The following is a 26,480-nucleotide window of genomic DNA, read 5'->3' as shown; positions in this document are numbered from 1 at the left end:
TGCCCGGTCTTCCCGCCGCAAAAGGTAGCATGGGGCTCGTGACCCAGACCTCGACGCTGCCCGCCGGGGCCGGGAAACCCAGCCCGGCTTCCCCCGCCACCGGAGCCACCGCGGTAGATCCCGACGGGACAGCGGGCCGGCCCTGGATCAGCCGGCCGCACGAAGCCTTCACCGTCGGTTCGCTCACAGCGAGGTTCATCGGTTCCGGCCCGGCATGGCGGGACTATCCGGCGTCGCTCCGGCTCTGGTTCATCCTGGTTCCCGTCCTTACGGCCGTGGCCGGTGGCCTCCTCCGGTTCATCCGCCTTGAGGTGCCGCACAAGCTGGTGTTCGACGAAACGTACTACGTCAAGGACGCCTACTCCTACCTCATCAGCGGCTACGAACGCAGCTGGCCGGACAAAGCCAACGATTCCTTCAACGCCGGCAATCCCGACGTCCTGCTGAACACCCCGGAATACGTGGTCCACCCGCCGGTAGGCAAATGGATGATCGCGGCCGGCATGTGGATGTTCGGGCCGGACAATCCGTTCGGCTGGCGCTTCGCGGCGGCCCTGACGGGCACCCTGACCGTGCTGCTGGTGTCACTGATTGCCCTGAAACTGTTCCGTTCGCTGCCGCTGGCGGGCGCCGCCGGGCTGCTCCTCGCCGTCGACGGCCACCATCTGGTGATGTCCCGGACGTCGCTGCTGGACATCTTCCTGACGTTTTGGATCCTCGCCGCCTTCGGCGCCCTCCTGATGGACCGCGACGACGGGCGCCGCCGACTGGCCACCCGGCTGGCAGCCGCGGCTGCAGCGAACGGCGGACAGCCAACGGCCCATGCGCTGCTGGCCGGGCCCTGGCTGGGGGTGCGGTGGTGGCGCGTTGCCGCCGGAGTCTGCATGGGCCTGGCGGTCGGCACCAAATGGTCGGGCCTGTTCTTCCTGGCCGGCTTCGGCGTCCTGACGGTGCTGTGGGACCTCAACGCGCGTCGGGTGGCAGGCATCCGGGGCTGGATCAGCGGCGGCGTCATCCGGGACGGCATCCCGGCATTCCTGGGCATGGTGCCGGTCGCAGGGGCGGTCTACGCAGCCACGTGGACCGGCTGGTTCCTGTCGGACAACGCCTACTTCCGCCACTGGGCGGAAAGCAACCCGTCCGCGGGGTGGGAATGGCTCCCCGCCTCTGTCCGGTCCCTGATCCACTACCATCTCGAAGCGTACAAATTCCATCAGGGCCTGAGCGCGGAGCACCCCTACCAGGCCAGCGCCTGGAGCTGGCTGGTAATGGGACGGCCCACGTCCTTCTTCTACGAATCCCCACCCCAGGGCACGCCGGGTTGTGCCGTGGAGAAGTGCACCTCCGCCATCCTTTCGGTCGGCAACCCCCTGATCTGGTGGTCAGCGGCCATCGCACTGGTGGTCCTGCTGTTCTGGTGGGCTGGGCGCCGGGACTGGCGCGCCGGAGCCATCCTGGCCGGCGTCGGGGCGGGGTACCTGCCGTGGTTCATGTACCCCGAGCGGACCATGTTCTACTTCTACGCGGTGTCCTTTGAACCGTTCCTGGTCCTGGCCCTGGTGTATTGCCTGGGGCTGGTTCTGGGCAGGCCCGCGGACCCACCGTGGCGCCGCCGCTCGGGGCTGTACCTGGCGGCCCTGTTCCTCGCGGCGGCACTGTTGGTCTCGGCGTTTTTCTACCCGGTCTGGACTGCCGAAGTCATCCCCTACGTCGACTGGAAGGTCCGGATGTGGATGCCATCCTGGATCTAGGGCAGGATGGCAACAAAGACCTGAAGGAGCCGCCGCCGCGGCGTGGCAGCGGAAACGGAGACCTGCTGTGAGAGAAGCGAGCACGGAACTGCTGGTTGAGCTTGACGCCGACAGCAACGTGACGGACCTGCTGTTGGAGCGACATGCCGCCAACCCGGCGCACGCCCTGTACCGGCGCAAGGGCCCCAATGGCTGGGTGGATGTCTCCGCGCAGAAGTTCCTGCAGGACGTCAGCGCCCTGGCCAAAGGGCTCATCGCCGGTGGCCTGGAGCCCGGGGACACCGTGGCCGTCATGTCCCGTACGTCCTACGAGTGGACGCTGGTGGACTTTGCCATCTGGTTTGCCGGCGGCGTCACGGTGCCCATCTATGAAACGTCCTCCGCAAGCCAGGTGGAGTGGATCATCCAGGATGCAGGGGTCCGCCGCGTCTTTGCCGGCGACCGGGCCACCGTGCAGCTGGTCAACGGGGTGGTGGCGGATTCCGCCGAGCTCACCGACCGCCTGGTCCATGTGGTCCGGATGGACTTCGACGGCGAAGCCCCGGACCTTGCCAGCCTGGCAGCGGCAGGCATGGGTGTCAGCGACGCTGAGCTGGAGCGCCACCGAAGCCGCGCTGGGCTGGCCGACCTCGCCTCACTGGTCTACACGTCAGGCACCACCGGCAAGCCCAAGGGGTGCGAAATCACGCACGGGAACTTCGCCCTGGTGGCCAAAAACATCGTGGCTTTCCTCCCCGAAATCCTGCTGAGGGACCAGGCCCGCACGCTGATGTTCCTGCCGCTGGCCCATGTGCTGGCCCGGGCCGTGCAGGTTGTCTGCCTGGCCGCGGGCGCAACCCTGGGGCACACCCCGGGCGCGACGCAGCTGTTGGAGGACCTGGGCACCTTCCGGCCCACATTCCTGCTGGTGGTGCCACGCATCTTCGAAAAGGTCCGGGCCACCGCGGCCCATAAGGCTGCCGTGGCAGGCAAGGGGCGGCTCTTCGATGCCGCGGCGGCAGCCGCCATCGAATACTCCCGGGCGCAGGACCGCCAGAACCGCGGGGACGGCCCCGGGCCCGGCCTGCTCAGCCGGGTCCGCCATTCAGTCTTTGACCGGCTGGTCTATCCGAGGCTTCGGCAGGCCCTGGGCGGAGAGGTGGAGTACACCGTCTCCGGCGCCAGTTCCCTGGCCTCCGAGGACGCACATTTCTTCCGTGGCGTGGGCATTCCTGTCCTTGAGGGGTACGGCCTGACGGAAACCACCGCGCCCTGCACCGCCAACACGCCGTCCCGGACCAAGGTTGGAACCGTGGGAATTCCGGTTCCCGGCACCACCATCCGTGTGGCTGAAGACGGCGAAATCCTGGTCAAGGGAATCGGTGTCTTCAGGGGCTACCACGCCAACCCGGCGGCGAACGCGGAGGCGTTCGTGGACGGCTTCTTCCGCACCGGTGACCTTGGTGTCCTGGACAGGGACGGCTTCCTCACGGTGACGGGCCGGAAAAAGGACCTGCTGGTCACCGCGGGCGGCAAGAACGTGGCGCCGGGCCCGCTGGAGGAAAAGATCCGCAGCCACCAGCTGGTGGGACATGCAGTGGTGGTGGGCGACGGCAAGCCCTTCGTTTCAGCCCTCCTGACCCTGGACCCGGAAGGCGTGGCCAACTGGCGGTCCGAGCGTGGCCTGCCGGCACTGGCACTGGAGCAGGCGGCAGTGGACCCGCAGCTGCTGGCAGCCCTCCAGGAGGCAGTGGAGGTTGCCAACCAACTGGTGTCAACCGCCGAATCGGTCCGGACTTTCCGGCTGCTGGACGCCGAATTCAGCGTGGAGTCAGGGCACCTGACGCCTTCCCTGAAACTTAAGCGGGCCGCCGTCGTCAACGACTTCCAGGCGGAGATCGCCAAAATTTACGGCTGATCCACCTTTTCCAACTCCGTTTTCGCGCCCGTTTCCTTCGGGGCGACGCCCCGGCGGCGGCGGGTGGGCCAGGTGAGTACCAGCGTCACGATGGACGCCAGGAGCACCATGCCGCCGATGCCGATACCCGCGTCGATCCAGAACTGGCTTGGGAAGAGCCTGATCAGGGTGTCGTCCAGGCTGAAGGTCCAGGACCCGTCGGCGAAGAAGATGCGGTGGAATTCAGTGAAGAACTGCTGCCAGCCGAGTGCCGCCAGCGTGCCAAGGCCCAGGATGACCACCAGCGTGATGGCCGAACCGGCGAAGAGGCCGCGCCGGATCCCGCCGTTGCTGCGCCTGCGCAGGTACAGGATGGCGATCAGGGCCAGGAGGAGCAGCAGCACCCCCGCGCCGAAGGTGGAGAGGATGACGGTCTTGACGTCGGCCATGTGGCTGACTTCGCCGTCCTTGAAGAGTTTGTCGCCGCCGCGCTGCACCAGGTCGCCGAGGTACCGTGGGCCGGCCCAGTTGGTGAGGTAATCCACGGCGTAGGAACCGTAGGTCATCCGGTCGTCGGTGCTGAAGCCGTAGCCGTCCCCCGGGAAGCCGGGCCGGTTGTACTCCACCCACAGGAAGAGCGGGGTGGTCACTGCCCGGACGGCGAGGATCAAGAGGATGAACGGGTAGATGATGGCCAGTACGACCTGCATGACCCGGGGGGCCACGGGCTTGGCGTTTGCGGCGCTTTCGCGCTGGGCGTTGCGCCGCTCCACTTCCGCCTCAGGCGGCCGCACATGCAGCGCCGAGGTGGGCAGGGGTTCCTTGAAGACAGGAGAAGCAGTGCCGTCCGCGTCCCGGTCAGGGGTGGTGGTACTGGCAGTGGCGGCAGCGGCGCGGCCGGCATCCGGCGGGCCTGCAGGGTGGTTGCCGGGGGTGGCGGATTCGACGACGGCGGCTTCCGCAGCCTTGCGGTGGGCGCGGCTTTCAGGCTGGGCAGCCTTCTCCCCTGCCGTGGGCGTGACCGGAGCGGCGCCGTCCTCCTGGGGTCCTGCCGCAACAGGGCCGGCGGGTTCGTCGCCGCGGGTCCTGCCGCCTGCCGTGTCCTTATCAGTGCCCTTGTCAGTGGGGGTCAGCCAGGAGAACGCGGGCTCGTCGGAATCCCCGGACGTATCCAGCAAAGGTTCCGGCTGCGGCGCAGCGCTCTTGGCGCGGACCGGTGTTTCGTCATTCACAGCAGCGTCACTTCCGTCGGGTGCCGCACCGGTCCCATGCCGCCGGTGCGATTGATTCTGCTGTCGAGCCTACCGCCCGGAACTTCCGCTGGGCGAGGAACCACCCCGGCAGGATTACAACGATTCAGGCAGCGATCTCCGTGTAGCCCGCGTCTTCCCGGCGGAGGTCCCCACGCTCGCCGGCGAGGACGGCGCGCCTGCCCCACACCAGGACATAGATCCAGTACGCGGCCAGGACTGCTGCTCCAATGCCTATCTTTGCTCCGGCGGGCAGCGGGCTGGGCGTGACGAAGCCTTCCACCAGCCCGGAGACAAACAGGACCAGGACCAGGCCCAGTGCCACGGTGACCAGCGACCGGCCTTCCTCGGCCACTGCCCGTCCCCTGGTCCGCGGACCGGGCGAGACCAGGGCCCAGAAGATGCGCAATCCCGCGGCGCTGGCCACGAAGACTGCGGTCAGTTCCATCAGCCCGTGCGGCAGGATGTAGCTGAAGAAGACGTCGGATTTTCCTGCGGCCGCGAAAATTCCGGCGGCGATGCCCACTCCCTGGGCGTTGCTGAACAGGATCATCGGTACCCATACGCCAGTGATCCCCAGGGCCACCGCCTGGGCACTGATCCACGCGTTGTTGGTCCACACGGCGCCGGCGAAGGACGCCGCGGGGTTTTCCGAGTAGTAGTTGATGAAGTCCTGTTCCACGTACTGCGCGGCGGCGGTCTCGGACGCCACTGCCCTGAGCGCTTCGGGCGATGTTCCGATCCACACCGCATACCCGGCGGCAATGAGGACGAAAGCTGCCCCGCACGCCAGGGTGAGCCAGGTCAAGCGGTACAGCGCGGCGGGCAGCGCCACCACGAAAAACCTGGCGAGGTCAGCCGCAGCATTGGACCGTGCGCCGGTAAAACGGGTCCTGGCCTGCGCAAGGGTCGCCGAAAGGGACGCGGACAGCGCACTTTCGGGGGCCACGGAACGGACCAGCGACAGGTGGCCCGACGTCGACTGGTACAGCGCCAGCAGTTCGTCGGACTCGGCGCCGGTGAGCCTGCGGTTTCCCGCAAGCTGCTTCAGCCGCGCCCATTTGTCCGCGTTGACGGCGGCGAAGGCATCCATGTCCACGGCTACAGCCTAGCGCCCGGCAGTAGACTTTCAGCGTCCGCACCCTGGTGGTGTGGACGATTCCACGGGTGCGAAAGGCGGGGGCGCAATGAGCCAGATCATCACCGGCGAGGCAGTGGTTTTGGAGCTTCGGCCGGCGGGGTTTGCTGCCCGGGCCCTGGGCCTGGCCATCGACGTCGTCTTCCACCTGGTTCTGCTCGTGCTGGCCTTGCTTGGCCTGGCAGCCGCCGGCGCGGACCTGGACAGTGCTGCTGCCCGGGCCCTGGGCCTGGCCGCCGTGGTCTTCTGCCTGGTGGCTGTGCCGGTTGCGGTGGAGACGCTGAGCCGCGGGCGCTCGCTCGGCAAACTGGCCACAGGCCTGCGCGTGGTGCGGGAGGACGGTGGCGCCATCCGGTTCCGGCATGCAGTGATCCGTGGCCTGACGGGATTCCTTGAGATCTACCTGACGTTTGGCGGAGTCGCCATCGCCGTGGCGCTCTTCAACGACAAGTCCAGGCGCCTGGGGGACCTGCTCGCGGGCACGTACGCGGTGCGCAGCCGGGTTCCCGCCGAAGCGGCTGCCCGGGTTTTCGTGCCACCCTACCTCCAGCCATGGGCTGCCGCGGCGGATATCGGCCGCATCCCCGACGCGACGGCGCGCAGGGCCGCGCAGTTCATCCGCCAGGCGGACAGGATGGCACCGCTGTCCAGGGCAGCGATGGCGCAGGGCATCGCCGGGGAGCTCTCCGCCCACGTGGCCCCTGCCCCACCCCCGGGGACCGGACCGGAAGACTACCTGGCCGCCGTCGTTGCCGAACGCCGGAACAGGGAATTCACGCGGTTGTCCCAGTCACGCCAACGGAACGCGGAAACGGGACGGCGGCTGCAGCGCCTGCCGTTCGCCAACTGACTTAGTTGTCGTACTCGCTCCACGGAATGTTCCAGTCCCCAAACCCGTCGGTGTTCGCAGCGTAGTCGCCTTCGGTGTTGATGATCTGGACGACGTCCCCGGTACCCATGTTGTCGAACACCCACGCGGCACCGTCCGGGAGGAATCCAATGCAGCCGTGGGACACATTGGTGTTGCCGATGTAGGGATAGGCGGACTCAAGCGCCTGGTGGATGTAGGCGCCGCTGAGGGTGAGGCGGATGGTGTATTCGACGTCGGCCTCGCCGTAGTAGGCGGGATCGTCCGGCTTCAGGCCGATGCTGGCTGCCCTGAAGTGGTCAAACCGGTTCTTCTCCATCAGCACCGCGAAGCCCTTGGCCGAGGGGAACCGTTTGTCTCCCATGCTGACCGGCAGGGTCTTCACGGGCTGGTCGTTGACGCTCAGGGTGAAGGTGTGTGCCGTGGCGTCCGCAATGGCCACCTTTTTGTCCCCGATGTTGACGTTGACCTTCTTGTTGAAGTTGGCGATCTGGCCGTTTCCGAGGTCGACGCCAAAAAGCTGCATGTCCATGGTGATGGTGGAGTTCGCCGCCCAGAAGTTCTCGGGCCGGTACCGGACCATGGTGTCGCTGTACCAGTGGAACGCTCCGGCCTGCCCTGCCGTGGTGGTGATTTTGATGGCCTTCTCCACGGCGGCCCGGTTGGTCACGGGCTCGCTGAAGATGACCTGCAGGGGCTGGCCGACGCCAACCTTCATGCCGTTCAGCGGATAGATGGCGGCATCCGCCTCATGCGAACTGGACACGGTATTGAAGGACTGTGTGGTGCTGGTTTCGCGTCCCGCGCTGTCTTTCACCACGTAGGTGTAGCTGTACTCGGTGTTGAACTCCAGCGGCGCAGTGGCGCACCACGACGTCCCTGTGGCGTCAATGCTGCCGTCGATGGTTTTCCCGGCAATGCTGGCCAGGGTGACACGCTGGATGGTCCCGTTGCCCACCTTCAAGGACACCGGGGCCGCAGGATTGACCTGCTTGGCGCCGTCGGCGGGGGCCGCGTCAAGCTTGACCGGCGGCACAACGGGCGAAGCGATCCCCGGAGACGTCCGCAGCGCGGAGCCTGCCTCCGATTCCAGGGTGCCACCCGCAAGGCCTGGAGCGACGGCGGCGAAAACCCCGCCCACGGCAGCCAGGACACAGACGGCTGCGACGGCGAGGACTTTCTTTGCGGTCCCCCGGCGACGGGGCTTTACATCAGGCTCCATGCTTTTGATCCTACGTGCAGAAAATAACGGCCCGGGCGCATGAACGCGCCCGGGCCCTTACGTCTCAGTAACGATAGTGCTCCGGCTTGAACGGGCCGGCGGCGTCGAGGCCCAGGTACTCGGCCTGTTCCTTGCTCAGCTCGGTCAGGGTGGCGCCCAGGGCATCCAGGTGCAGCCGGGCGACCTTCTCGTCCAGGATCTTCGGCAGCACGTAGACCTGCTTCCCGTACTCCTTCTCGCCCTCGGGCTGGTCCGCCTTGGTGAACAGTTCGATCTGCGCGATCGTCTGGTTCGCGAAGGAGTTGCTCATCACGAAGGACGGGTGGCCGGTGGCGTTGCCGAGGTTGAGCAGGCGGCCCTCGGACAGGACGATGATCGACTTCTCCTCGTCGGTGCCTTCGTTGAAGACCCACTCGTGGACCTGCGGCTTGATCTCAACCTTCTTGATCCCGGGGATCCGGGCCAGGCCGGCCATGTCGATCTCGTTGTCGAAGTGGCCGATGTTGCCCACGATGGCCTTGTCACGCATGCCGGCCATGTGTTCGGCCAGGATGACGTCCTTGTTGCCGGTGGTGGTAATGAAGATGTGGCCCTCGCTGAGGACGGATTCCAGGGTGGCCACCTGGTAGCCGTCCATCGCGGCCTGCAGCGCGCAGATGGGGTCGATTTCGGTGACGATCACGCGCGAGCCCTGGCCGCGGAACGCCTCGGCGGCTCCCTTGCCGACGTCGCCGTAGCCGCAAACGACGGCGACCTTGCCGCCCATCAGGACGTCGGTGGCACGGTTGATGCCGTCCGGCAGGGAGTGGCGGATGCCGTACTTGTTGTCGAACTTGCTCTTGGTGACCGAGTCGTTGACGTTGATCGCCGGGAACAGCAGTTTGCCCTGTTCTGCCAGCTGGTAGAGGCGGTGGACGCCTGTGGTGGTCTCCTCGGTGACGCCCAGGAGGCGGGAGCCGATCCGGGTCCACTTCTGCGGGTCCTTTTCGAGCGAGGCGCGCAGGACGGACAGGAAGACCCGGCCTTCCTCGGACTCGTCGTCCGCGGCGGCCGGCACAGCGCCCAGGGCCTCGAACTCGGCACCCTTGTGCACCAGCATGGTGGCGTCGCCGCCGTCGTCCAGGATCATGTTCGGGCCCAGGTCCGGGTTGCTGTCCGCGCCCGGCCAGGTCAGGATCTGCTCGGCGGTCCACCAGTATTCCTCGAGCGTCTCGCCCTTCCAGGCGAAGACGGGGACGCCCTGCGGGTCCTCGACCGTGCCCTTCCCCACCACCACAGCCGCGGCGGCTTCATCCTGGGTGGAGAAGATGTTGCAGGAGGCCCAGCGGACCTCGGCACCGAGCGCGGTGAGGGTTTCAATCAGCACTGCGGTCTGCACCGTCATGTGCAGGGAACCGGCGATGCGGGCGCCCTTGAGCGGCTGGGTGGGGCCGAACTCCTCGCGGAGGGACATCAGGCCGGGCATTTCGTGCTCGGCAAGGCGGATCTGGTGCCGGCCGGCTTCCGCCAGGGAGATGTCGGCAACCTTGTAGTCAAAAGTCATGGATGGTCCTTTGCTTGTACCGGGTCCTGGTCGGATCCCCGTGCTGCTGTTTCTGTGCGTGCGGATGCAGATGAACTAGGGCGTTCCCGCAGCGGGATCATGCTGGTCGGAACCGGCCGACGCTGCGGCGGCCAGCAGTTCCGGCGGCAGCAGCAACGGGATTCCGTCCTCGATGGCATACCGGTTCCGGACTCCTGTTTCCCCGGCGGCGGTGGACACCAGTTCATCCCCCTCCTGGACCAGGGGCGAGCCGGTCACGGGGCAACGCAGGACGGACAACAGCTCGGGACTGATCTTTGGCATTGGTTCATGCTCCCTGGCGGGCGCGCTCGCGCCGGTGGCGGAAAAGATGTGCAGCTTCCAGCGTATCGCCAAAAGAGGCTTACGAAGGTTCCCGGAGAACGCGCAGGTGGCCCCGGCGTACTCCGTCGCCGCCGGCTGGAGCTTCCAGGGCGGAATGGTGCGCCCGCTGGGCGGGCACCTGCGGCTCCGGGGGGAGCGCCGCGGCGTCGCGGACAGCGTTGGCCAACGCCAGGAGGTCGTCAGGTCCGGGCTGCTGCGGAGTCGAGGGCATGGCCAGGCGCAACACTTCCCAGCCGCGTGGAACCGTCAAGGATTCGGCGTGCTGCGCGCAGAGGTCGTAGCAGTGCGGCTCAGCATAAGTGGCAAGGGGACCCAGGACGGCAGTGGAGTCCGCGTACACATACGTCAGGGTGGCTACCGCCGACTGGCGGCAGGCAGACCTTGAACATTGACGGATAGCTCCCACGACATCAGAGACTACCCCTTCGCCGCCCAAAAACCGCGCATTCCCGACCTCACCGACGCGCCTTCGAAGCAGCGGGGATATATCGCACAAATCCTTCCCCGGGTTTACAGTCGTTGTATGCAGTCATCGAACCATGAATCAGGCTTTTCGGTCCGGTTGGCTGACCCGGATGCCCCCGCAGCAGCGGGCGCGGAAACCACCGGCAGAAGCTTCTCCCGGCGGCACCGGAACCGCCACGGACGGGGCCTGCGCGGCGACGTGATGCTGCCCACCCACCCCGGATACCGGACCCGGTCCGACCGCTTTGACGACATGGTGCTCGACTCGGCCCAGCGGCTGCACGACATTTGGGGCAAGACCCTCGACGGCGTGCGCTTTGGCGTTGACGAGATACCGCCGGACCTCGAGACGCTGGCCGCGAACGCGTCCACGCCTCCCATGGGCTCCTACACGCCCGCCGGCGGCGGGGATGGGCCCATGATCACGGTGTTCCGGCGCGTGGTGGAGCAGGCGTGCTCCAGCGTGGAGGAACTGCAGGACCTGGTGCATGACGTGGTGGTCGAACACACGGCGGAAATGCTCGGCGTGCCGCCGGAGACCCTGGACCCGGTGTACCGCCGCCGATACTGAGACCGGCAGCGGCCCGGACGGTAGGCGGCCGGCCCGGGCCTCAGTAGCCCAGCGCCACCGGGACTGTTTCCTGGCCGGCAGCAGCTGCCAGGAACGCCAACGACGAAACATCGTTGCGGCCGTCCTGTCCCAGAAGCACCGCACCATAGGCGGCGTCGCCGGACGCTGACACCACATAGCCAACAACGTCCGCCCCGCCAGCTTGCTCAGGAATGCTGATGGACGCCGTGGTTCCGCCGGCGATGTCGGCGGAGGCCGCGGCACCTACTTTCCCGTCGGCCGTAATGGGCGCGTAGGTGATGGTGGCCCGGGTATCCAGGGCACCAAACACCAGTTGGCGTTGACCGCCCTTGGGCACCGGAACCACGTGCTGGCTGCCAAGCCTCACCGCCGATGCCACCCAGGCCACGTCCGAAGCCTGCCCCGCCTGGAGTCCGCGGCTCATCCGGGCGGAGGCGAGAATCGAGACATCGGATGAGGCGGCAACCGTGTACTGCCCGGCGGGCACTCCGGCCAGGGACACCTCGGTGGTGGCCCCGGCTTTGGCGGTGATCACACCGCCGGCCGGAAGCGCGTGCTGGCCGTCCCGTCCGTAGAGCTTGATCTCCACCACAGCGTCGGAGGCGCCAGGAACGGTCAGTTCGAGGGCAGGCCCGGCATCACTGTAGCCGGACTGCCCTGTCAGGGCAGCAAGCCCCGCGGGTTCCTGGATGTCCACGCCCGTCATGACCTGGCGGACAGAAGGGGAAGTGCCGGGGCTGATGTAGTCCACTCCGCCCGGGGTGAGGCCGCGAAGGACGCTTTGCTGGATGACGGCGGCGACCGGTCCACCGGCGCTGCGGACATGGACGCTGAGCTGGGCTTCAGTGGGAGCCAGTCCAGCGAGGACAACGCTGCGCGTGGTACCGGGGGCCACCAGCAGCCCGCGGCTGCCGGGAGCCTGGATCTTGCCGCCGGCACCGAAGAGCTCAAGGCTCACGGTGGCGGGGGTGCTGGAGGCGTTGGTCAGCAAGAGGACGGAGGTGCGGCCCACCGTGGTGCCGGCACCCGAGAGCCACTGGTCGTTCGAAGGCTGCACGCAGGTAGCCGCCGCACTGCCCTGCAGGTCGCCGTCGGTGGCGGTGTATTTCATTGCGCCCGCAGCCGACGCGTTTTGGTTCGCCACCGCGTCGGCGCTCAGCACGCTTACCTGGTCCACGGCCCGGTCAGCCACTACTCCGGCAAGCAGCTCCTGGGGGGTCCCAGCGCTGGGCGCCGGCCCTGGATCCTTGGCAATCTCGACGGCGGAGGTGCCGTCCAGGCGGGTAAGCCGGCTTCCCGGCAGCACCCCTCCGGCGCTGAGCACCGCGGCACTGACCTTGGTTGCCGCGGTGGCCGACTCAGGCCGGAACTGGGCGTCGGTGCCCGCCTCGGTGCCCTCCAGCAGCCGGGCCGGGCCGGGGCATACGCCGCGGCTCGCACCGGCCGGAACGGCAGCTTCAGCCACCGCTACGGGTCGGCTGGAGGCAGGGCCGGGCAGCAGCGACCCGCCAGCCACCACGGCTCCGGCGCCGGCAAGAACGAGGATCCCTGCCGTGGCGCCCGCAACGGCAGCGGCACGGCCCTTCCCACCCGGAAGCCGGGTTGAGCCGCGGCCGGATGACGTCTTGGCGCGGTCCTCCCCGGATCCGGAAACGCCAGGTTTAGCGGCTTTCACGGGTTTCCCCGCTGATGCCGGCTTTTCGGCAGCAGTCGACGCGTCGGCAGCTGCCGGCGATCCGGTGCCGGCCCCCGCGCCGGCAGCCGGTGGGGTGTTCTCATGCATTTTGGTGTTCCTTACGCAGGGAGCCCTCGTCGCGGGAGAGACCGGTCCGCGGCCGCCGCGTGGGCATGGGGATTGCGAGGATAACGGTGAGCCCGATGACAGCGATTTGCCCGGCAGCAGCCCAGAATGACCACGGGTTCTCATAACGGATCGACAGCTGGCCGCCTGCTGCCGGCAGTGTGAAGGCCTGCGACCAGCCGGAGGTGGTGGCTGTCAGCTTGCGCCCGTCGAGCCACGCGCTCCACCCGGGATCGGCCCGCTCGGCGAGTACTGCCAGCCGGCCTTCCGGCCCGGCGGGCACAGCGGCGTCGACGTCCACGGCTCCTGAGTCCACCAACGCCGTAGCCGTACCGGCGGCGTCGACAATGCGGACACGGTGGGCAACGTCCGCGGCCTGGGGGGTTCGCTGGTTCAGCGGGCTGATCCGCCACAGCCAGCCGGTGTCGGTCTGCCCCACGGCCACCAGGCCCGGGACTGCATCCATGCGGCTCGCGGTCAACTGGGCCGCGGTGTCTGTCGAGCGCAGGACCACAAAACCCACGCCGAGTTGCTCGAGGTCGGAGCGGGGATCCACGCCCTGCCCCGCGACCATGGTGGCGACAACGCGGCGGATGGCCGCCGTAACGTCGTCGTCGCCGCGAACCTCCTCTGCACCGGGGGCGCCGGAGATGTTCCGGGCCGAAGCGATGGCGGAAAGGCTGTCCATCGTGGTGCCGGAGCCACGCATCAGCGCCGCGCTGAAGGTTCCGTCCTCTCCCGTGCTGAGCAGGAGGGTGCGCGTCTGTTCAGGTCCGGTCCCGCGGTCAACCGCGGTGGCGGGAAGGGATCGCCCGGTGACGGCCTCCACCAAGCGGGAAGCGCCCAGCGCTCCCCCGTCCCCGGATGCCGAAAGAGCCGCGGGGGCAGCCTCCGTGGCTGCGGCGGTGGCGGAGCGCAGCAGGTTCTGCGCGGACCAGGCGGCCATGCCTGCCAATGGCCCTGCCAGGAGGACTACCAGCCCCAGCGCCAGGGCGGCACGGCCGGCCGTCCCGGTCCTTGCCCCGGCAGCAGAGGCCCGGTCCGCTGCGGACAGAAGCTGCTCCGCACCAAGGAGTGCAGCTGCAAGGAGGGCAAAAGACGCAGCCGAAACGGCGGGTCCCGGGAAGGGGGTCACCAGGACATTCGCGTTCAGGCCGGTGACTACATGGCCTGCCAGCCAGCCACCGGCCAGGGCGGCCAGGGCGGACACCCAGAACCACCGGGCAGTACGGGCCCGGCGACCTGCGCTGAAGAGTCCCACAATGGCAAGGATCAGCACCGGCCCCGCAAGGAGCACGGCCAGCAGCAGGGCCCAGGGCACTGTTCCGCCGGTGAAGGCCGCCAGCCCCCGGAGGCCACCAGCGGGGTCGAACGACAGGGGCTGGCCCAGGACCTGCTGCCACAGCGGGGCGGCGTCGAAACCGAGCGGAAGCCCGGGATCGGCAAGGAGCGCCCGCGGCCTGTCGAGGGCGGACATGGCAAAGGGCACGAACAGGGCGGCGCTGGGCAGGAGCGCCCACCACACGGTCCGCCCGCGCCGGCCCAGCAGGATGCCGCAGAGAACGATGACCACGGTGGCGGGGATGAGCAGGGAAGGCGCCGAGGCAGTGGTGGCAGCCAGCGCCAGTCCTGCAGCTGCTGACGCTGTCCAGGACGGCGTCCCGTTAACGCCGGCTTTGGCCGGAACCTGGTCGCCCTGGTCGGGCGTTGACGCGGGGCTGAAACGGCCATGCCCAACAGCTGACCCTGTGGCCCGCAGCAGGCCCAGGACCACCAGCGGAAGCATGACGTGCGCGATCAGGGCCCCTGCCCGGCCCTGGTTGAGGGCAGCCTGGAGTGCCGGTGCGGCAGCCCAGAAGATTGCCGCCGCGAACCGGAGCCGGCGGCGTTCGGTGACCCCGCCCGCGGCAAACCACGCGGTGAGCCCGGACAGGGGGGCACCGATCAGGAGCAGCCACGCCATGGCGGCGTTGGCATCCCCTCCACCGGCAACGCCGATGATCCAGAGGACGTACCCGAAGGGGTCGCCATGGCCGGGGAGCCCCGCACCGAGGCTGATCCACCAGGTGGAAGCGTTATGCCAGATATTCCCCAGTCCCGCGGAAACCGGGATGAGGGCACCGCCGGAGACGGCCGGGGCCCGGAACAGTCCTGCCAGTGCCAGCAGCGATGCCACCGAGGCGATGATGACGGCGGCGAGGGCACCGTTGCCCACCCAGCCGCGCTTGCTGGTGGCCAGCGCTGCGAAGTCATCCGCGGCATCGCCGGTGGGCTGGTGCGCGAGGGGGTCCTGCACCAGGTTGTCGGCACCCGACCCGTCAGAACCCAGCGCCTCCATCAAGGACCGGCGATGGCTCCATACTTCCCGGCGGGGTGTCTGGAGCTTGCGGATGACGGAGCGGCGGATGCGCCGCGTGCGTTTGGCTGCCCGCCGGGCCCTGGCCACGGCCGTGGGCCGGCTGAGGGCAGCCACGGTGGCAAGGAGCTGCGAGATTCCGTGGCCCGGATCCTTGACCACGATGCTCAGGACAAGTTTGAAGAGGCTGCCGAGCAACGCGCCGATGCTATGGATGGGAACCATCCATAGCGGGCTGTGCTTAAGGCGCAGGTGGACCTGGGCCTTGCGGGCTGCGGCCGGGTTTCCGAGGCCGTGCGGCCGGTGCGCCACGTGGAACATCCGGGCGGCGGGCACAACCACCACGCGGTGGCCTGCCAGGCGGTTCCGCCAGCAGAAATCGACGTCGTCACCGCTTCCCGGCAGGGCGGGGTCGAAACCGCCCAGGTGTTCCCAGACGTCACGGCGCACCAGCATGCCTGCGGAGTTCACGGCGAAAGTGTCGGTCCTGCCGTCGTACTGGCCCTGGTCCATCTCATCGGCGTCGATGAGGGTGAGCCGCTCGGCCCACCGGCTGGTGGAGAGGCCCACGTCCATGAGCTTGCGCGGGGAATGCCAGTCCAGTTGCTTGCAGCCGGCAACCGTTACCGAGGGCGCGCGCTCCACGGCGCCCAGGAGTTCGGCGAGGGCTTCGGGTGCCGGCGCTGCGTCGTCGTGCAGAAGCCAGATCCACTCGGCCCTGCCGCCGTCGGAGCTCCCGTCGAAGGGCACCAACGCGGCAAGGGCGGCGGACACAGCGGCACCCATACCGCCTTTGCCGCGCTGCTGGCCGACTACGGCGGAGTCCCCCAGGGCCTCCCGCAGGAGGCTGTAGGAATCGTCGCTTGATCCAGCGTCAACGCCGACGGCGCGGTCAGCCGGGCGCGTCTGGGCTGCTAAGGCTGAAAGGGTTCTGGGCAAATAGGCACTGCCGTTGTGGGCAACCACAACGGCAGTGACATGGACATCCTGAAGAATTAGATTGCTCGCTTCCTTAGCCGCCGACGCTCACGCTCGGACAGCCCTCCCCAGATGCCGAACCGTTCGTCGTTGGCCAGTGCATACTCGAGGCACTGGGACCGCACGTTGCAGGCTCCGCAAACCTTCTTGGCGTCCCGGGTGGAACCGCCCTTCTCCGGGAAGAAGGCCTCCGGATCGGTCTGGGCGCACAGAGCGTCGGTCTGCCAGCCCAGTTCACCTTCATCATCGAAATCCTGCTGCAGGGGCAGCCCAATCCACACGGGCTGGACCGTTCCGGCGGCCGCGAGTTCCATGGGCGGGTCAAGCTCGTCTTCGGGCTCCGCACCGCCATCCAGGAGGGCCTCATGCGCCGCAAGGAATGCCGTGGCCTGGTCCTCAAGGACGCTGGTGGTATTCCTGTTGTAACGCTCCGCAGCTTCAGGGTCAGCGGGATCCACATACCAGTCGCTGGGCACCCCCCGTGCACGGTACTTCGCCGTTGCCTGACCGGCCACGACGGCATCTTCCTGGATACGCTCTGCTTGCCCCACGGCGACCCTCCTGATATTGCAGCCACTGCCTGGATACGTGGACACTCGGTTGTGTGCCGGTATTTACGCAATTGCTTTAGTTACCTAATTACACGTGTGTAACTAGGGCTAGTCAAGCCGCTGCCGGGATAATAGACACTCCAGGTTCAGAAGCTTGCGCACGCCACGCCCGGGATTTTTTCCAGCCTCGGCGTGGCGGCAGCAGCAGCCGCTAATTCAGAGCCAAAAACGACCCAAAAATACAGGAATGGCGGGGAAAATACCCGGTTCCCGCGAAAATAGCAAGCACGCTTAGTAGGGCATGTGATTAACATCACTCTCTAAGCGGCATGCTGACCCGCACACGCCGCCGGATGACCTGGATCCCCTGCAGTGGCAGGATGAATTCATGACGACAACACCCGCACTCGACTTGATGGGCGCCCTGCGCTCGGGCAACTCCACGGCACCACGGCTCACGTGGTACGGACCCGATGCGGAGCGGGTGGAGCTGTCCGGACGGGTCCTGGACAACTGGGTAGCGAAGACCAGCAACCTGCTCCAGGACGAACTGGACGCAGAGCCGGGCATGCGCCTGCGCCTTGCCCTGCCGGCGCATTGGAAAGCGTTGGTGTGGGCGCTGGCAGGCTGGCAGCTTGGCCTGGAAACAGTGCTCGACGGCGGACCTGCCCACTTCATTGCCACGGATGAACCCGCCGCAGGCACCAGCGGGAAGCATGACGCGGCCGTCGCCGTCGCACTCCCAGCCCTCGCGATGCGGTGGCCTGGCGGGCTGCCGGCCGGCTGGATCGACTACGCGGCGGAGGTGCGTTCCCACGGAGACGTGTTCATGCCGCACACGGAGCCCGACCCTGCAGGGTGCGCCCTCCGGACCAGCGAAGGGAAGACGGTCCCCCACCGGGACCTGTTGAGCGCGTTTGCGGTGCAGCACGATGAGGGCGCCAGGGTGCATATCCCCGCAGCCCAGGGCCTGGAGTCAGCGTTGTCCAGCGCGCTGGGCGCCTGGCAGCGGGGTGGTTCCGTGGTGCTTACCCACCCCGACGTGGCCCTCACTGACAAACTGCGGGCCGACGAACGCATCCACGGCCACTAGCTGACGCCGGCTAGGCCTTCGGGCTGCCGTCGGTGGAGCTGGAAGCCGGGTGTTCCGCTGTGCGCACTGGCTGGCGGTGCGGGTGGGCTTCGATGATTTCGTGGTCGTGGGAGAATTCCGGCTCCTGGTCCAGTTCCTGGTTGAACACCAGGAAGCGGTACGCGAAGAAACGGACCACCGTGGCAACCAGGATGCCGGCCACGCCCGCCAGGAACAGCAGGTTTTTGTTGTCGATGCCCATTCCGTACTTGGCCAGCGCCGTGAAACCGGTGGAAATGCCGATGCCGATGCCGTTGATGATGACGAACATGATGAATTCGCGGAGCACGTTGGCCTGGCGGCGGTGGCGGAAAGTCCAGAACCGGTTTGCCACCCAGGAGAAGACGGTGGCGATGGTGGCGCCGACGAAGCGTGCCTTTGCCTCGCTGTCCGACATGGGGCCGTGCATGAGGTAGTAGGTCAGGCCGTTGTCAATGACGAACGCCACGCCGCCCACCGCACCGAACTTGGCCACCTCGCGCCAGAAAAGTGAGGCGAGCCCCCGGATACGATCTGCAAGTGCACTAAACATGACCCTCCATGGCCGCGACGAACTGTGGGCCACTCGGCCAAAGGTCCATTTTAGCTGGTAAAGCTTTGAGCCGCCTGGTAGGAACAGGTGACCTTTGTCCCGCCCACCGAAAATCCTGGTCCCCCGCCGGGCCGTAAAAGCGGGATCGGGCCCGTCTTCGGTAGGCTGGCCCATGTGACTTTTCCAGTGATAGGCGTGGTTGGCGGCGGCCAGCTTGCGCGAATGATGGCCCCTGCCGCTACAGCACTCGGCTTTGAACTGCGTGTCCTCGCCGAGGGCGAGGACGTTTCTGCGGTGTCCGCCGTGCCCGCCACCCCGGTGGGCGATTACAAGGACCTGCAGACGCTCCTGGACTTCGCCGAAGGCCTGGATGTGATGACCTTTGACCACGAGCACGTGCCGACGGACCACCTCCGCGCCCTCCAGGACGCCGGCGTCAACGTCCAGCCCGGACCGGATGCCCTGGTCCACGCCCAGGACAAGCTGGTCATGCGTGCCGCCGTCGACCGGTTGGAACTGCCCAACCCCGCGTGGGCGTCCGTGGCGGACGTTGACGCGCTGGTCCGCTTTGGCGATGAAACAGGCTGGCCGGTGGTCCTGAAGACCCCCCGGGGCGGGTACGACGGCAAGGGCGTGCGGATTGTCGCCTCAGCCGAGGAGGCCGCGGAAGCCGCAGACTGGTTTGCCGCCATGAGTCCCCTGCTGGCCGAGGCGAAGGTGGAATTCACCCGTGAGCTTTCAGCGCTCGTGGCCCGCACCCCTGACGGCGAGGCCCGTGCCTGGCCGGTAGTCCACACCATCCAGGTGGACGGTGTCTGCGACGAAGTGATCGCACCCGCGCTGGATATCCCGCTGGAAGTTGCTGCAGCGGCCGAGGATGCAGCATTGCGCATCGCCGCCGAACTGGACGTCACCGGCGTCCTGGCCGTGGAACTGTTCGAAACCCCGGGAAGCGGGGCCGGCTTCCTCATCAACGAACTGGCCATGCGGCCGCACAACACCGGCCACTGGACCCAGGACGGTTCCATCACCAGCCAGTTCGAACAACACCTCCGGGCAGTCCTGAACCTTCCCCTGGGCGCCACCGATGCGTTGGCACCGGTGACCGTGATGAAGAACTTCCTGGGCGGGGACAACGAGGACCTGTACTCGGCCTACCCCATGGCGCTGGCCAGCGAGCCGGCGGCCAAGGTCCACTGCTACGGAAAGTCGGTGCGGCCCGGGCGCAAGATTGGCCACGTCAACCTGCTGGGCAGTTCGACGGCGGAAGTGGACTCTGTCCGGCGCCGTGCCACCGCCGTGGCGGGCATCATCCGCGACGGCCGGGTCACCACCGATGACTCTTCCGCTATTTTCGAGGAGAACGCATGAGCACCGAAGCCGCCACCACCCCAGCCGGCTCGGCGCCTGGCCCCTTGGTGGGCCTGGTCATGGGGTCGGACTCGGACTGGCCCGTCATGGAGGCTGCGGCCGAAGCCCTGGCCGAATTCGGCATCCCTTTCGAAGCGGACGTCGTCTCAGCCCACCGGATGCCCACGGAGATGATCCGCTACGGCCAAACCGCCCACGAGCGCGGCCTGCGTGTCATCATCGCCGGTGCCGGCGGCGCGGCCCACCTGCCCGGCATGCTTGCCAGCGTCACGCCGCTGCCGGTGATCGGGGTTCCGGTTCCCCTGAAGACCCTCGACGGCATGGACTCGCTGCTGTCCATCGTCCAGATGCCCGCAGGCGTTCCGGTGGCAACGGTTTCCATCGCGGGTGCCCGGAACGCTGGCCTGCTGGCAGTGCGGATGCTGGCCTCAGGCACCGACGAACTTGCCGCGTCCCTGCGTGCGGACCTCCTGGACTTCGCCGCGGACCTGAACGCCGTCGCCTCCCGCAAGGGCGCCAACCTGCGGCAGAAGGTCGGCGAGGTCTTCCCCGACGGCGCCAGCGCCCTTCGGGGCAGCCGTTAGGGCGCCGGATATGGCCAGCAGCCGCGTTACCCACGGCTCCGGTCCGTCGTTGACGGACCCGGTCCGCTACCCCGTCAGCGCTTCTCCCGCCGTCCGGACCAAGCGCGCCTTCGTCCTGGTCCTGCTGACGCTCCTGGTTCCGGGCAGCGCCCAACTCGTGGCCGGCGACCGGAAACTGGGCCGGACAGCGCTGCGGGTAACACTCTGCGTGTGGGCGGTCCTGCTGCTGGCGGTGGTGCTGTTGCTGGTCAACCGGAGCCTGGTGATCAGCATCGTTACCAACCCGGTCACGTCGCTGCTGCTGGTGGTCCTCATGGCGGCGCTGGCCGTGGGCTGGGCCTTGCTCTTCCTGAACACCCTGCGCATCATCCGCCCCGTCCTGCTGGCGCCGCGGGCCCGCCCCGCCGTCGGCATAGCCCTCGTGGTGGCGCTGGTCCTGGGCAGCGGCTCCATGGGCTATGCGGCGTATCTGCTCAATGTGGGCCGCAACGCCATTGGCAGCATCTTCGCGTCCGGTCCCGCCATGGAACCTGTGGACGGGCGCTACAACTTCCTCATGATGGGCGGCGACGCCGGCGATGACCGGACGGGGCGCCGGCCGGACAGCCTGTCCGTCCTGAGCGTGGACGCCCAGACGGGCCAGACTGCCATCATCTCCGTCCCCAGGAATTTCCAGAACGCCCAGTTCAGCGTGGGCTCCCCCATGCGGTCCCTCTACCCTGATGGCTATGACTGCGGCGACGAATGCCTGATCAATGCCATCAACACCGAGGTCACCAACGAGCACACGGACCTTTATCCGGGCGTAGCGGACCCCGGCGCGCAGGCAACCGTGGAGGCCGTGTCCGGAACGCTGGGCATGAAGATCCAGGCTTATGTGCTCGTTGACATGGAGGGATTCTCCACGCTGATCGACGCCATGGGCGGCATCCGGGTCAAGGCCGGCGGCTGGGTTCCCATGAGCGGCTACTTCGACGAGGCCACCAAGACCCATGGCATGCCCCTGGGCTGGATTCCGGCAGGAGACCAGACACTCAACGGCGCGCAGGCCCTGTGGTACGGGCGCTCACGCGAATACGTGGATGACTACTCCCGCATCCAGCGCCAGCAGTGCGTGCAGCAGGCCATGCTGAAGCAGCTGGACCCAGCCACCCTGCTGTCCAAGTTCGAGGACATCGCCGGTGCGGGCACCAAGGTGGTGGAGTCGAACATCTCCTCGGCCCAGCTGGGCAGTTTCCTGGACCTGGCCATCAAGGCGAGGGGCAAGGACGTCAAGCGGCTGACCATTGGGCCGCCCGATTTTGACGCCTCGTTCTCCACGAACCCCGACTTCGACCAGATCCACGACCGGGTTGACCAGCTGCTGGCCTCCGCGTCAGCCAAGGGTGCCCAGTCGGCAGGGATGCCCGACGACGGCGCAGCGGTCCAGCCTGCAGGTGCCGGCCACATCCAGGCGGCCGGGGCGTTCCCCGCCTCCCTGCCCGCCGCCGCCACCACGGGGAAGCAGCCCTCGCCGTCGGACTTCACGCCCGTGACCACCACCCCCGACGGCGAGCCGATCACCGAAGAGATGCTGACCCAGCTCAAGCTGGAGGGCGACGAAGAGGCCATCCGCCAACTCGTGGCCACCAACGGGCAGTGCGCCCCGCTCTAGGGCCCACCCACCAGCTCCCACCTACTAAGGAACGGAACGGTTTTGTACGAGATTGATAACATCCTGCGGGACTACGCCTGGGGTTCGACGACCGCGATCGCCTCCCTGCTGGGCCGTCCCGAATCAGGGCGCCCGGAGGCCGAACTGTGGATCGGCGCGCACCCTGATTCGCCCTCCGTGGCGCACCTGCCCGAGGACGGGACCCGGCGCCCGCTCGACGCCCTGATTTCCTCCGACCCGGAACATTTCCTGGGTGGGGAATCCGTTGCCGCTTTCGGTCCCCGGCTGCCGTTCCTGGCAAAGATCCTGGCGGCCGCACAGCCGCTCTCGCTCCAGGTCCACCCGAGCCTGGAACAGGCCCGGGAGGGTTTCGCGCGGGAAAACGAGGCCGGACTCGATGCCCACGCCCCGAACCGGAACTACAAGGATGACAACCACAAGCCGGAGATGATTTTCGCCCTCACGCCGTTTGAGGCACTGTGCGGGTTCCGGGCAGCCGCCGGCGCCCGGGACATCCTGCAGCACATCGCGGATGCCTTCCCGGCGGAAGGGCAGTCCCCCCCGCTGCTCCAGGCCCTGATGGACGATCTTGCCGCCACGGACGAAAGCGCCGGCCTGCGCCGGGCCTTTGAACGGCTCATCACCGGCGGCCAGGGCGTGGCGGAGGACACGGCCCGGGTGGTGGCGGCCCTGCTGTCAGGGGCACCGCTTGAGCCCTACCAGGCCGAGCTGGGCACCGTCATCAGCCTGAACGAAAAGTACCCCGGCGACCCCGGCGTCCTCATTTCGCTCCTGCTGAACCGGATCTCGCTGAAGCCCGGGGAAGCTGTCTACCTTCCCGCCGGCAACGTGCACGCCTACCTGCACGGGCTGGGTGTGGAAGTCATGGCGTCCTCGGACAACGTCCTGCGCGGCGGCCTGACGCCCAAGTTCGTGGATGTACCGGAACTGCTGAACACCATCGACTTCCACCCGGTGGCCGTTCCAATGCTGGACGCAGAAAAGACGGTGATGGACCAGGAGTTGTTCCGGCCGCCGTTCGGGGAATTCCAGCTGCAGCGCATCGAGCTGGGTCCCGACGCCGGTCCGGTCCCGCTGGCGCAGGCAGGGGCGGCAGTGGTCATAGTGGTGGCCGGCGCCGTCTACCTGGACTCCCCCAAAGGCGACCTGCAGCTCTCCCAGGGCGGCAGCGCCTTCATCGCCGCGGCCGAAGCCCCCGTCAACGTCCACCGCGTGGCCGGCAGCACCGGGCCTGCACTGGCGTTCGCCGTGACCACAGGCCTTTAGCGCGGCAGCCCGCAGCAGCACAAAGGGCGACGACGGCACTCTGGCGGGTGCCGTCGTCGCCCTTTTAAGTCGGCGGGTTGCCTCGGTTAGCTGCCCGGACGCAGCTTGCCGACCAGCGGCCGGACCTGCCCTGCTGCGCCCTTCAGCAGCCGGCGCGCGTGCTGGAGGCCCTTCCGTGCCAGCGGCATTGCCTTGGCGTAGGCGGGGTAGAACGGGGACAGCGGCCGCTCCCACGTGCCCATGAGCATGTTTTCGTGCTTGGCGAATTGCTTCTTGAAGTCGGAGATGCCGTCGTTCAGGAGGCCATTGAAGTCGTACCGGCTGCAGCCGTCTTCCCGCATGGACTGCAGGGCAGCCCATTTCACGCCGTAGTTCACCCGCTGCTTCTGGCCCTCCGCGGAGACGCCGCCGTAGAGCTCGAAGGCGGTGGCGCCGCTGCGTGAAAGCCAGGTGAAGGCAAGCATCTGCTCACCGTCGAACGCGGCGATGATCGGCGAGGAGTCGCCCAGGTTCCGGAAAATGTCCCGGTAGTACTGGTCCTCGTGGATGCCGAAGCCTGCCCGCTCCGCCGTCTGGTGGTAGATGGCCAGCACCTGCTCCAGCTCGGAGTCATTCTTGACCTTGCGGAATTCAACGTCGCTGCGCATGGCCTTGCGGATGTTGGCCCGCGTGGACTTGGACATCTCGGCCATCAGTTCGTCATCCGAGCGGCTGAGGTCCAGGATGAGCGTGCGCGGGATGAGGACGGTGTTGGCGGACTCGCGGAAGCCGGCGGCGGCCACGGCACCGGCAAACGCGGAATCCCGGTCCCAGTCCGGTTCGATGCTGAGGGCAACGCCCCGGTGACGGAGGGCGGCGTGTTCGGCCAGCCGGTTCAGGACCACCTGCGCGTTCTCCACGGAGCACATGGGGCCCCGGGGAATGTACACGAGGGCGCGGAAGGGGGCCGGCAGCCGGCGGATCAGCAGCTGGGCGCAGCCGATGGTGTCATCCCCGGCCTTGACCAGGACGCGGTCCACGGCCCAGCCGTGCGCGGCCTTGGTCTCGCCCCAGCCCCACAGCTGCTGCGGATGCCCCTGGAACCGGTCAACGTGCTCGTCCCAGAGGGCGCGGTCAGTACAGGGCACAACAGCAGGAATCATGGCTTAAACCCTATACCAAGGCCTTAACGCCAAAGCCCCCGGCGCCTGTGTGGCGCACGGGGGCTTTGCCGGCAGCAGGAACCGGCGGTCAGTTCTTCCGGGCGTAGCCTTCCCACTTGCTGGCCTGGTGCTCGCCCTCCACGAAACGGATGGTGCCGGACTTGGAACGCATCACGATGGACTGGGTCAGGACCTTGTCCTTGGAGTAACGAACGCCCTTGAGCAGGTCGCCGTCCGTGATGCCGGTGGCGGCGAAGTAGCAGTTGTCGCTGGAGACGAGGTCGTTGGTGGAAAGCACCCGGTCCAGATCGTGCCCGGCGTCGAGGGCCTTCTGCTTCTCCTCGTCGCTGGTGGGCCACAGGCGGCCCTGGATGACACCGCCCAAGGACTTGATGGCACAGGCCGCCACGATGCCCTCCGGCGTTCCGCCGATGCCCATCAGCGCATCCACACCGGTGCCGGAGCGGGCCGCTGCGATGGCTCCGGCCACGTCACCGTCCATGATGAACTTGGTGCGTGCGCCGGCTTCGCGGATTTCCTCCACCAGCGGGCGGTGGCGGTCGCGGTCCAGGATCATGACGTTGAGCTGGTTGACCTTCACGCCCTTGGCCTTGGCGATCAGGTGCAGGTTCTGCTTGACCGGCAGGCGGAGGTCCACCATGTCGGCGGCTTCGGGGCCCGTGACGAGCTTTTCCATGTAGAACACGGCAGAGGGATCGAACATGGACCCGCGCTCGGCGACGGCCAGAACGGCGAGCGCGTTGTTGATGCCCAGGGCGGTCAGGCGGGTTCCGTCGATGGGGTCCACGGCCACGTCCACCTCGGGACCGGTGCCGTCGCCAACGCGCTCACCGTTGAACAGCATGGGGGCTTCGTCCTTTTCGCCCTCACCAATCACCACAACGCCATTGAAGTGGACGGTCTGCAGGAAGGAACGCATGGCATCAACGGCGGCGCCATCGGCCGTGTTCTTGTCACCAAACCCCACCCAGTGGCCGCCGGCAATGGCCGCGGCTTCGGTGACGCGGACCAGCTCAAGAGCAAGGTTGCGGTCCGGCTCGTCGAGGCCCACCGCAAGGGACGGCGAAATCGTGGAGTACTTCTGGGTCATGGACGCTGGTGACACGTGAACCTCTTCTTCGAGTGGCGATCATTGAACCCGCCCGCCGGTGCAGCAGAACGGTGATTCCTCTGATACCGATCATAGTCGTGGCACCGCGCCGGGGGGTGGCCCGTGACGCAACGCCGAAATGTACCCCGTAAGCCGGCGGCGGCACCGGGACCTGCCCGAATGGAACTCCTGCTCCGGGATAGGCGACTATAGAGGGGTGAATGACATGCAGGAAAGCACCAGTCCCAGCTCCGGCCCGGCAGAGCCCGACGGCCGCCCCGGCACCGCCGGCAGCAGCTCCGGCACCCCGGTGAAGCCCGTCATTCCGGCGGCAGCGGCCAAGCGTGCCAACGCTTCGGTAATCGGCATGATCATAGCCCTGGTGCTCAGCATCGCGGCGTTCCTTCCTGTGGTGCTCATGAATCCGCAGCCGAAGAGCGAGGGCTACCGCCCGGACATCGATGTTGCGTCCGTGGCCCGGAACGCCGCAGACGTGGCAGGATTCACACCCGTTGCGCCGGACACGGGCAACGCATTCCGCGCAAACTACGCCCGCTGGGAGGCTGGAACGGGCAGCGGGGTGCCCACGTGGGAGGTCGGCTACGTGACCCCCAAGACATCCTTCATCGCCCTGGTGCAGACGACGCAGTCCAACCCCACTTGGCTGCGCCAGCAGACAAAGAACGCCCCCGTCACTGGCTCACGCAGCGCCGGCGGCCAGGAGTGGGAGCTGCGGGACACCGGCAAGGGCGAAAAGTCGCTGGTCCTCACGTACCGCGGCAGCACCGTTGTCCTCACCGGCGCGGCGCAACTGGACGAGTTCGCAACACTGGCGGCCGCCGTCGTCACGTCTCTTGACGCCAACCCCGCCGTCACAGTTTCCCCTTCCGCCGCTGCCGCGCCTTAACGTAGT

At 67.6% G+C, this 26,480-nt stretch carries 22 protein-coding genes; 10 read left to right on the top strand and 12 right to left on the bottom strand.

Annotated elements, in window-relative coordinates; genetic code table 11:
- Positions 1-29 precede the first annotated feature (29 nt).
- Positions 30-1,751: a dolichyl-phosphate-mannose--protein mannosyltransferase gene (locus HNO81_RS06110; RefSeq protein ID WP_175317246.1), complete on the top strand. Its 1,722-nt coding sequence runs from the start codon at positions 30-32 to the stop codon at positions 1,749-1,751.
- Positions 1,752-1,818: 67 nt separating this feature from the next.
- Positions 1,819-3,648, top strand: coding sequence for an AMP-dependent synthetase/ligase (locus HNO81_RS06105; protein WP_175317245.1), 1,830 nt, complete (start codon positions 1,819-1,821; stop codon positions 3,646-3,648).
- Here HNO81_RS06105 and HNO81_RS06100 read toward each other — a convergent pair.
- Together HNO81_RS06100 and HNO81_RS06095 are read right to left on the bottom strand one after the other, a co-directional pair.
- Positions 3,639-4,859, bottom strand: a complete 1,221-nt coding sequence (locus tag HNO81_RS06100) for a TIGR01906 family membrane protein (RefSeq protein ID WP_175317244.1) — start codon at positions 4,857-4,859, stop codon at positions 3,639-3,641. The genes HNO81_RS06105 and HNO81_RS06100 overlap by 10 nt on opposite strands.
- A gap of 124 nt (positions 4,860-4,983) precedes the next feature.
- Complete coding sequence (locus tag HNO81_RS06095) at positions 4,984-5,976, bottom strand: stage II sporulation protein M (RefSeq protein WP_371818173.1); 993 nt, start codon at positions 5,974-5,976, stop codon at positions 4,984-4,986.
- Positions 5,977-6,064: 88 nt separating this feature from the next.
- Here HNO81_RS06095 and HNO81_RS06090 point away from each other — a divergent pair, with 88 nt between their 5' ends.
- Complete coding sequence (locus HNO81_RS06090; RefSeq protein WP_175317243.1) at positions 6,065-6,865, top strand: RDD family protein; 801 nt, start codon at positions 6,065-6,067, stop codon at positions 6,863-6,865.
- Between the two features lies 1 nt (position 6,866).
- Here the strand turns inward: HNO81_RS06090 and HNO81_RS06085 are convergent, their stop codons facing one another.
- The 4 genes from HNO81_RS06085 to HNO81_RS06070 form a co-directional block, all read right to left on the bottom strand.
- Positions 6,867-8,105 carry an Ig-like domain-containing protein gene (locus HNO81_RS06085; protein ID WP_175317242.1) on the bottom strand — a complete coding sequence of 413 codons (1,239 nt, stop codon included), beginning with the start codon at positions 8,103-8,105 and terminating at the stop codon, positions 6,867-6,869.
- Between the two features lie 64 nt (positions 8,106-8,169).
- Positions 8,170-9,648 carry an adenosylhomocysteinase gene (gene ahcY, locus HNO81_RS06080; RefSeq protein WP_175317241.1) on the bottom strand — a complete coding sequence of 493 codons (1,479 nt, stop codon included), beginning with the start codon at positions 9,646-9,648 and terminating at the stop codon, positions 8,170-8,172.
- Between the two features lie 75 nt (positions 9,649-9,723).
- Positions 9,724-9,951 (bottom strand): Trm112 family protein, encoded by a 228-nt coding sequence (locus HNO81_RS06075; RefSeq protein ID WP_175317240.1) that lies wholly within the window; start codon positions 9,949-9,951, stop codon positions 9,724-9,726.
- A gap of 79 nt (positions 9,952-10,030) precedes the next feature.
- Entirely contained in the window at positions 10,031-10,417 is a 387-nt protein-coding gene (locus tag HNO81_RS06070) for a DUF3499 domain-containing protein (RefSeq protein WP_175317239.1), read from the bottom strand.
- Positions 10,418-10,534: 117 nt separating this feature from the next.
- Here HNO81_RS06070 and HNO81_RS06065 point away from each other — a divergent pair, with 117 nt between their 5' ends.
- Positions 10,535-11,047, top strand: a complete 513-nt coding sequence (locus HNO81_RS06065; protein ID WP_175317238.1) for a metallopeptidase family protein — start codon at positions 10,535-10,537, stop codon at positions 11,045-11,047.
- A gap of 40 nt (positions 11,048-11,087) precedes the next feature.
- Here the strand turns inward: HNO81_RS06065 and HNO81_RS06060 are convergent, their stop codons facing one another.
- The 3 genes from HNO81_RS06060 to HNO81_RS20330 are packed head-to-tail and all read right to left on the bottom strand — an operon-like array spanning position 11,088 to position 16,754.
- Positions 11,088-12,851 (bottom strand): DUF5719 family protein, encoded by a 1,764-nt coding sequence (locus HNO81_RS06060; RefSeq protein WP_175317237.1) that lies wholly within the window; start codon positions 12,849-12,851, stop codon positions 11,088-11,090.
- On the bottom strand, positions 12,844-16,191 hold the full coding sequence (locus tag HNO81_RS06055; protein ID WP_175317236.1) for a glycosyltransferase: 3,348 nt from the start codon (positions 16,189-16,191) through the stop codon (positions 12,844-12,846). Before HNO81_RS06055 ends, HNO81_RS06060 begins: the two co-directional genes overlap by 8 nt.
- A gap of 29 nt (positions 16,192-16,220) precedes the next feature.
- Positions 16,221-16,754, bottom strand: a complete 534-nt coding sequence (locus HNO81_RS20330) for a WhiB family transcriptional regulator (RefSeq protein WP_175317235.1) — start codon at positions 16,752-16,754, stop codon at positions 16,221-16,223.
- A 388-nt stretch (positions 16,755-17,142) separates the two neighbouring features.
- Between HNO81_RS20330 and HNO81_RS06045 the strand changes: the two genes are divergently transcribed.
- Positions 17,143-17,847, top strand: coding sequence for a TIGR03089 family protein (locus HNO81_RS06045; RefSeq protein ID WP_175317234.1), 705 nt, complete (start codon positions 17,143-17,145; stop codon positions 17,845-17,847).
- 10 nt (positions 17,848-17,857) lie between these two features.
- Here the strand turns inward: HNO81_RS06045 and HNO81_RS06040 are convergent, their stop codons facing one another.
- Positions 17,858-18,418 carry a GtrA family protein gene (locus tag HNO81_RS06040; protein WP_175317233.1) on the bottom strand — a complete coding sequence of 187 codons (561 nt, stop codon included), beginning with the start codon at positions 18,416-18,418 and terminating at the stop codon, positions 17,858-17,860.
- A gap of 174 nt (positions 18,419-18,592) precedes the next feature.
- Here HNO81_RS06040 and HNO81_RS06035 point away from each other — a divergent pair, with 174 nt between their 5' ends.
- The 4 genes from HNO81_RS06035 to manA are packed head-to-tail and all read left to right on the top strand — an operon-like array spanning position 18,593 to position 23,314.
- Positions 18,593-19,789 (top strand): 5-(carboxyamino)imidazole ribonucleotide synthase, encoded by a 1,197-nt coding sequence (locus tag HNO81_RS06035; protein ID WP_175317232.1) that lies wholly within the window; start codon positions 18,593-18,595, stop codon positions 19,787-19,789.
- A complete protein-coding gene (gene purE, locus HNO81_RS06030; RefSeq protein WP_175317231.1) occupies positions 19,786-20,373 on the top strand; it encodes a 5-(carboxyamino)imidazole ribonucleotide mutase in 588 nt (195 codons plus the stop codon). The genes HNO81_RS06035 and purE overlap by 4 nt, the downstream gene beginning before the upstream one ends.
- A 10-nt stretch (positions 20,374-20,383) precedes the next feature.
- Positions 20,384-22,027: an LCP family protein gene (locus HNO81_RS06025; protein WP_175317230.1), complete on the top strand. Its 1,644-nt coding sequence runs from the start codon at positions 20,384-20,386 to the stop codon at positions 22,025-22,027.
- Between the two features lie 42 nt (positions 22,028-22,069).
- Positions 22,070-23,314: a mannose-6-phosphate isomerase, class I gene (gene manA / locus HNO81_RS06020; protein ID WP_175317229.1), complete on the top strand. Its 1,245-nt coding sequence runs from the start codon at positions 22,070-22,072 to the stop codon at positions 23,312-23,314.
- 86 nt (positions 23,315-23,400) lie between these two features.
- Here manA and HNO81_RS06015 read toward each other — a convergent pair whose 3' ends face one another.
- Positions 23,401-24,456, bottom strand: coding sequence for a peptidoglycan bridge formation glycyltransferase FemA/FemB family protein (locus HNO81_RS06015; protein WP_175317228.1), 1,056 nt, complete (start codon positions 24,454-24,456; stop codon positions 23,401-23,403).
- Positions 24,457-24,544: 88 nt separating this feature from the next.
- Positions 24,545-25,567 (bottom strand): class II fructose-bisphosphatase, encoded by a 1,023-nt coding sequence (gene glpX / locus HNO81_RS06010; protein ID WP_175317304.1) that lies wholly within the window; start codon positions 25,565-25,567, stop codon positions 24,545-24,547.
- 226 nt (positions 25,568-25,793) lie between these two features.
- Here glpX and HNO81_RS06005 point away from each other — a divergent pair, with 226 nt between their 5' ends.
- Positions 25,794-26,474, top strand: a complete 681-nt coding sequence (locus tag HNO81_RS06005; RefSeq protein WP_175317227.1) for a DUF4245 domain-containing protein — start codon at positions 25,794-25,796, stop codon at positions 26,472-26,474.
- Positions 26,475-26,480 lie beyond the last annotated feature (6 nt).

Origin of the sequence: Pseudarthrobacter sp. C4D7 (genome assembly GCF_013359725.1) — a bacterium.
In the GTDB taxonomy this organism is placed as follows: domain Bacteria; phylum Actinomycetota; class Actinomycetes; order Actinomycetales; family Micrococcaceae; genus Arthrobacter.
This window is presented reverse-complemented; position numbering and strand designations above follow the sequence as displayed.

What these genes read in the sequence shown, in the direction of transcription:
- HNO81_RS06015 (WP_175317228.1), bottom strand. Translation starts at nt 24,456, where the DNA reads ATGATTCCTGCTGTTGTGCCCTGTACTGACCGCGCCCTCTGGGACGAG.
- HNO81_RS06110 (WP_175317246.1), top strand. Translation starts at nt 30, where the DNA reads ATGGGGCTCGTGACCCAGACCTCGACGCTGCCCGCCGGGGCCGGGAAA.
- HNO81_RS06040 (WP_175317233.1), bottom strand. Translation starts at nt 18,418, where the DNA reads ATGTTTAGTGCACTTGCAGATCGTATCCGGGGGCTCGCCTCACTTTTC.
- HNO81_RS06085 (WP_175317242.1), bottom strand. Translation starts at nt 8,105, where the DNA reads ATGGAGCCTGATGTAAAGCCCCGTCGCCGGGGGACCGCAAAGAAAGTC.
- HNO81_RS06090 (WP_175317243.1), top strand. Translation starts at nt 6,065, where the DNA reads ATGAGCCAGATCATCACCGGCGAGGCAGTGGTTTTGGAGCTTCGGCCG.
- glpX (WP_175317304.1), bottom strand. Translation starts at nt 25,567, where the DNA reads ATGACCCAGAAGTACTCCACGATTTCGCCGTCCCTTGCGGTGGGCCTC.
- HNO81_RS06065 (WP_175317238.1), top strand. Translation starts at nt 10,535, where the DNA reads ATGCAGTCATCGAACCATGAATCAGGCTTTTCGGTCCGGTTGGCTGAC.
- purE (WP_175317231.1), top strand. Translation starts at nt 19,786, where the DNA reads ATGAGCACCGAAGCCGCCACCACCCCAGCCGGCTCGGCGCCTGGCCCC.
- HNO81_RS06060 (WP_175317237.1), bottom strand. Translation starts at nt 12,851, where the DNA reads ATGCATGAGAACACCCCACCGGCTGCCGGCGCGGGGGCCGGCACCGGA.
- HNO81_RS06045 (WP_175317234.1), top strand. Translation starts at nt 17,143, where the DNA reads ATGACGACAACACCCGCACTCGACTTGATGGGCGCCCTGCGCTCGGGC.
- HNO81_RS06075 (WP_175317240.1), bottom strand. Translation starts at nt 9,951, where the DNA reads ATGCCAAAGATCAGTCCCGAGCTGTTGTCCGTCCTGCGTTGCCCCGTG.
- HNO81_RS06005 (WP_175317227.1), top strand. Translation starts at nt 25,794, where the DNA reads ATGCAGGAAAGCACCAGTCCCAGCTCCGGCCCGGCAGAGCCCGACGGC.
- ahcY (WP_175317241.1), bottom strand. Translation starts at nt 9,648, where the DNA reads ATGACTTTTGACTACAAGGTTGCCGACATCTCCCTGGCGGAAGCCGGC.
- HNO81_RS06025 (WP_175317230.1), top strand. Translation starts at nt 20,384, where the DNA reads ATGGCCAGCAGCCGCGTTACCCACGGCTCCGGTCCGTCGTTGACGGAC.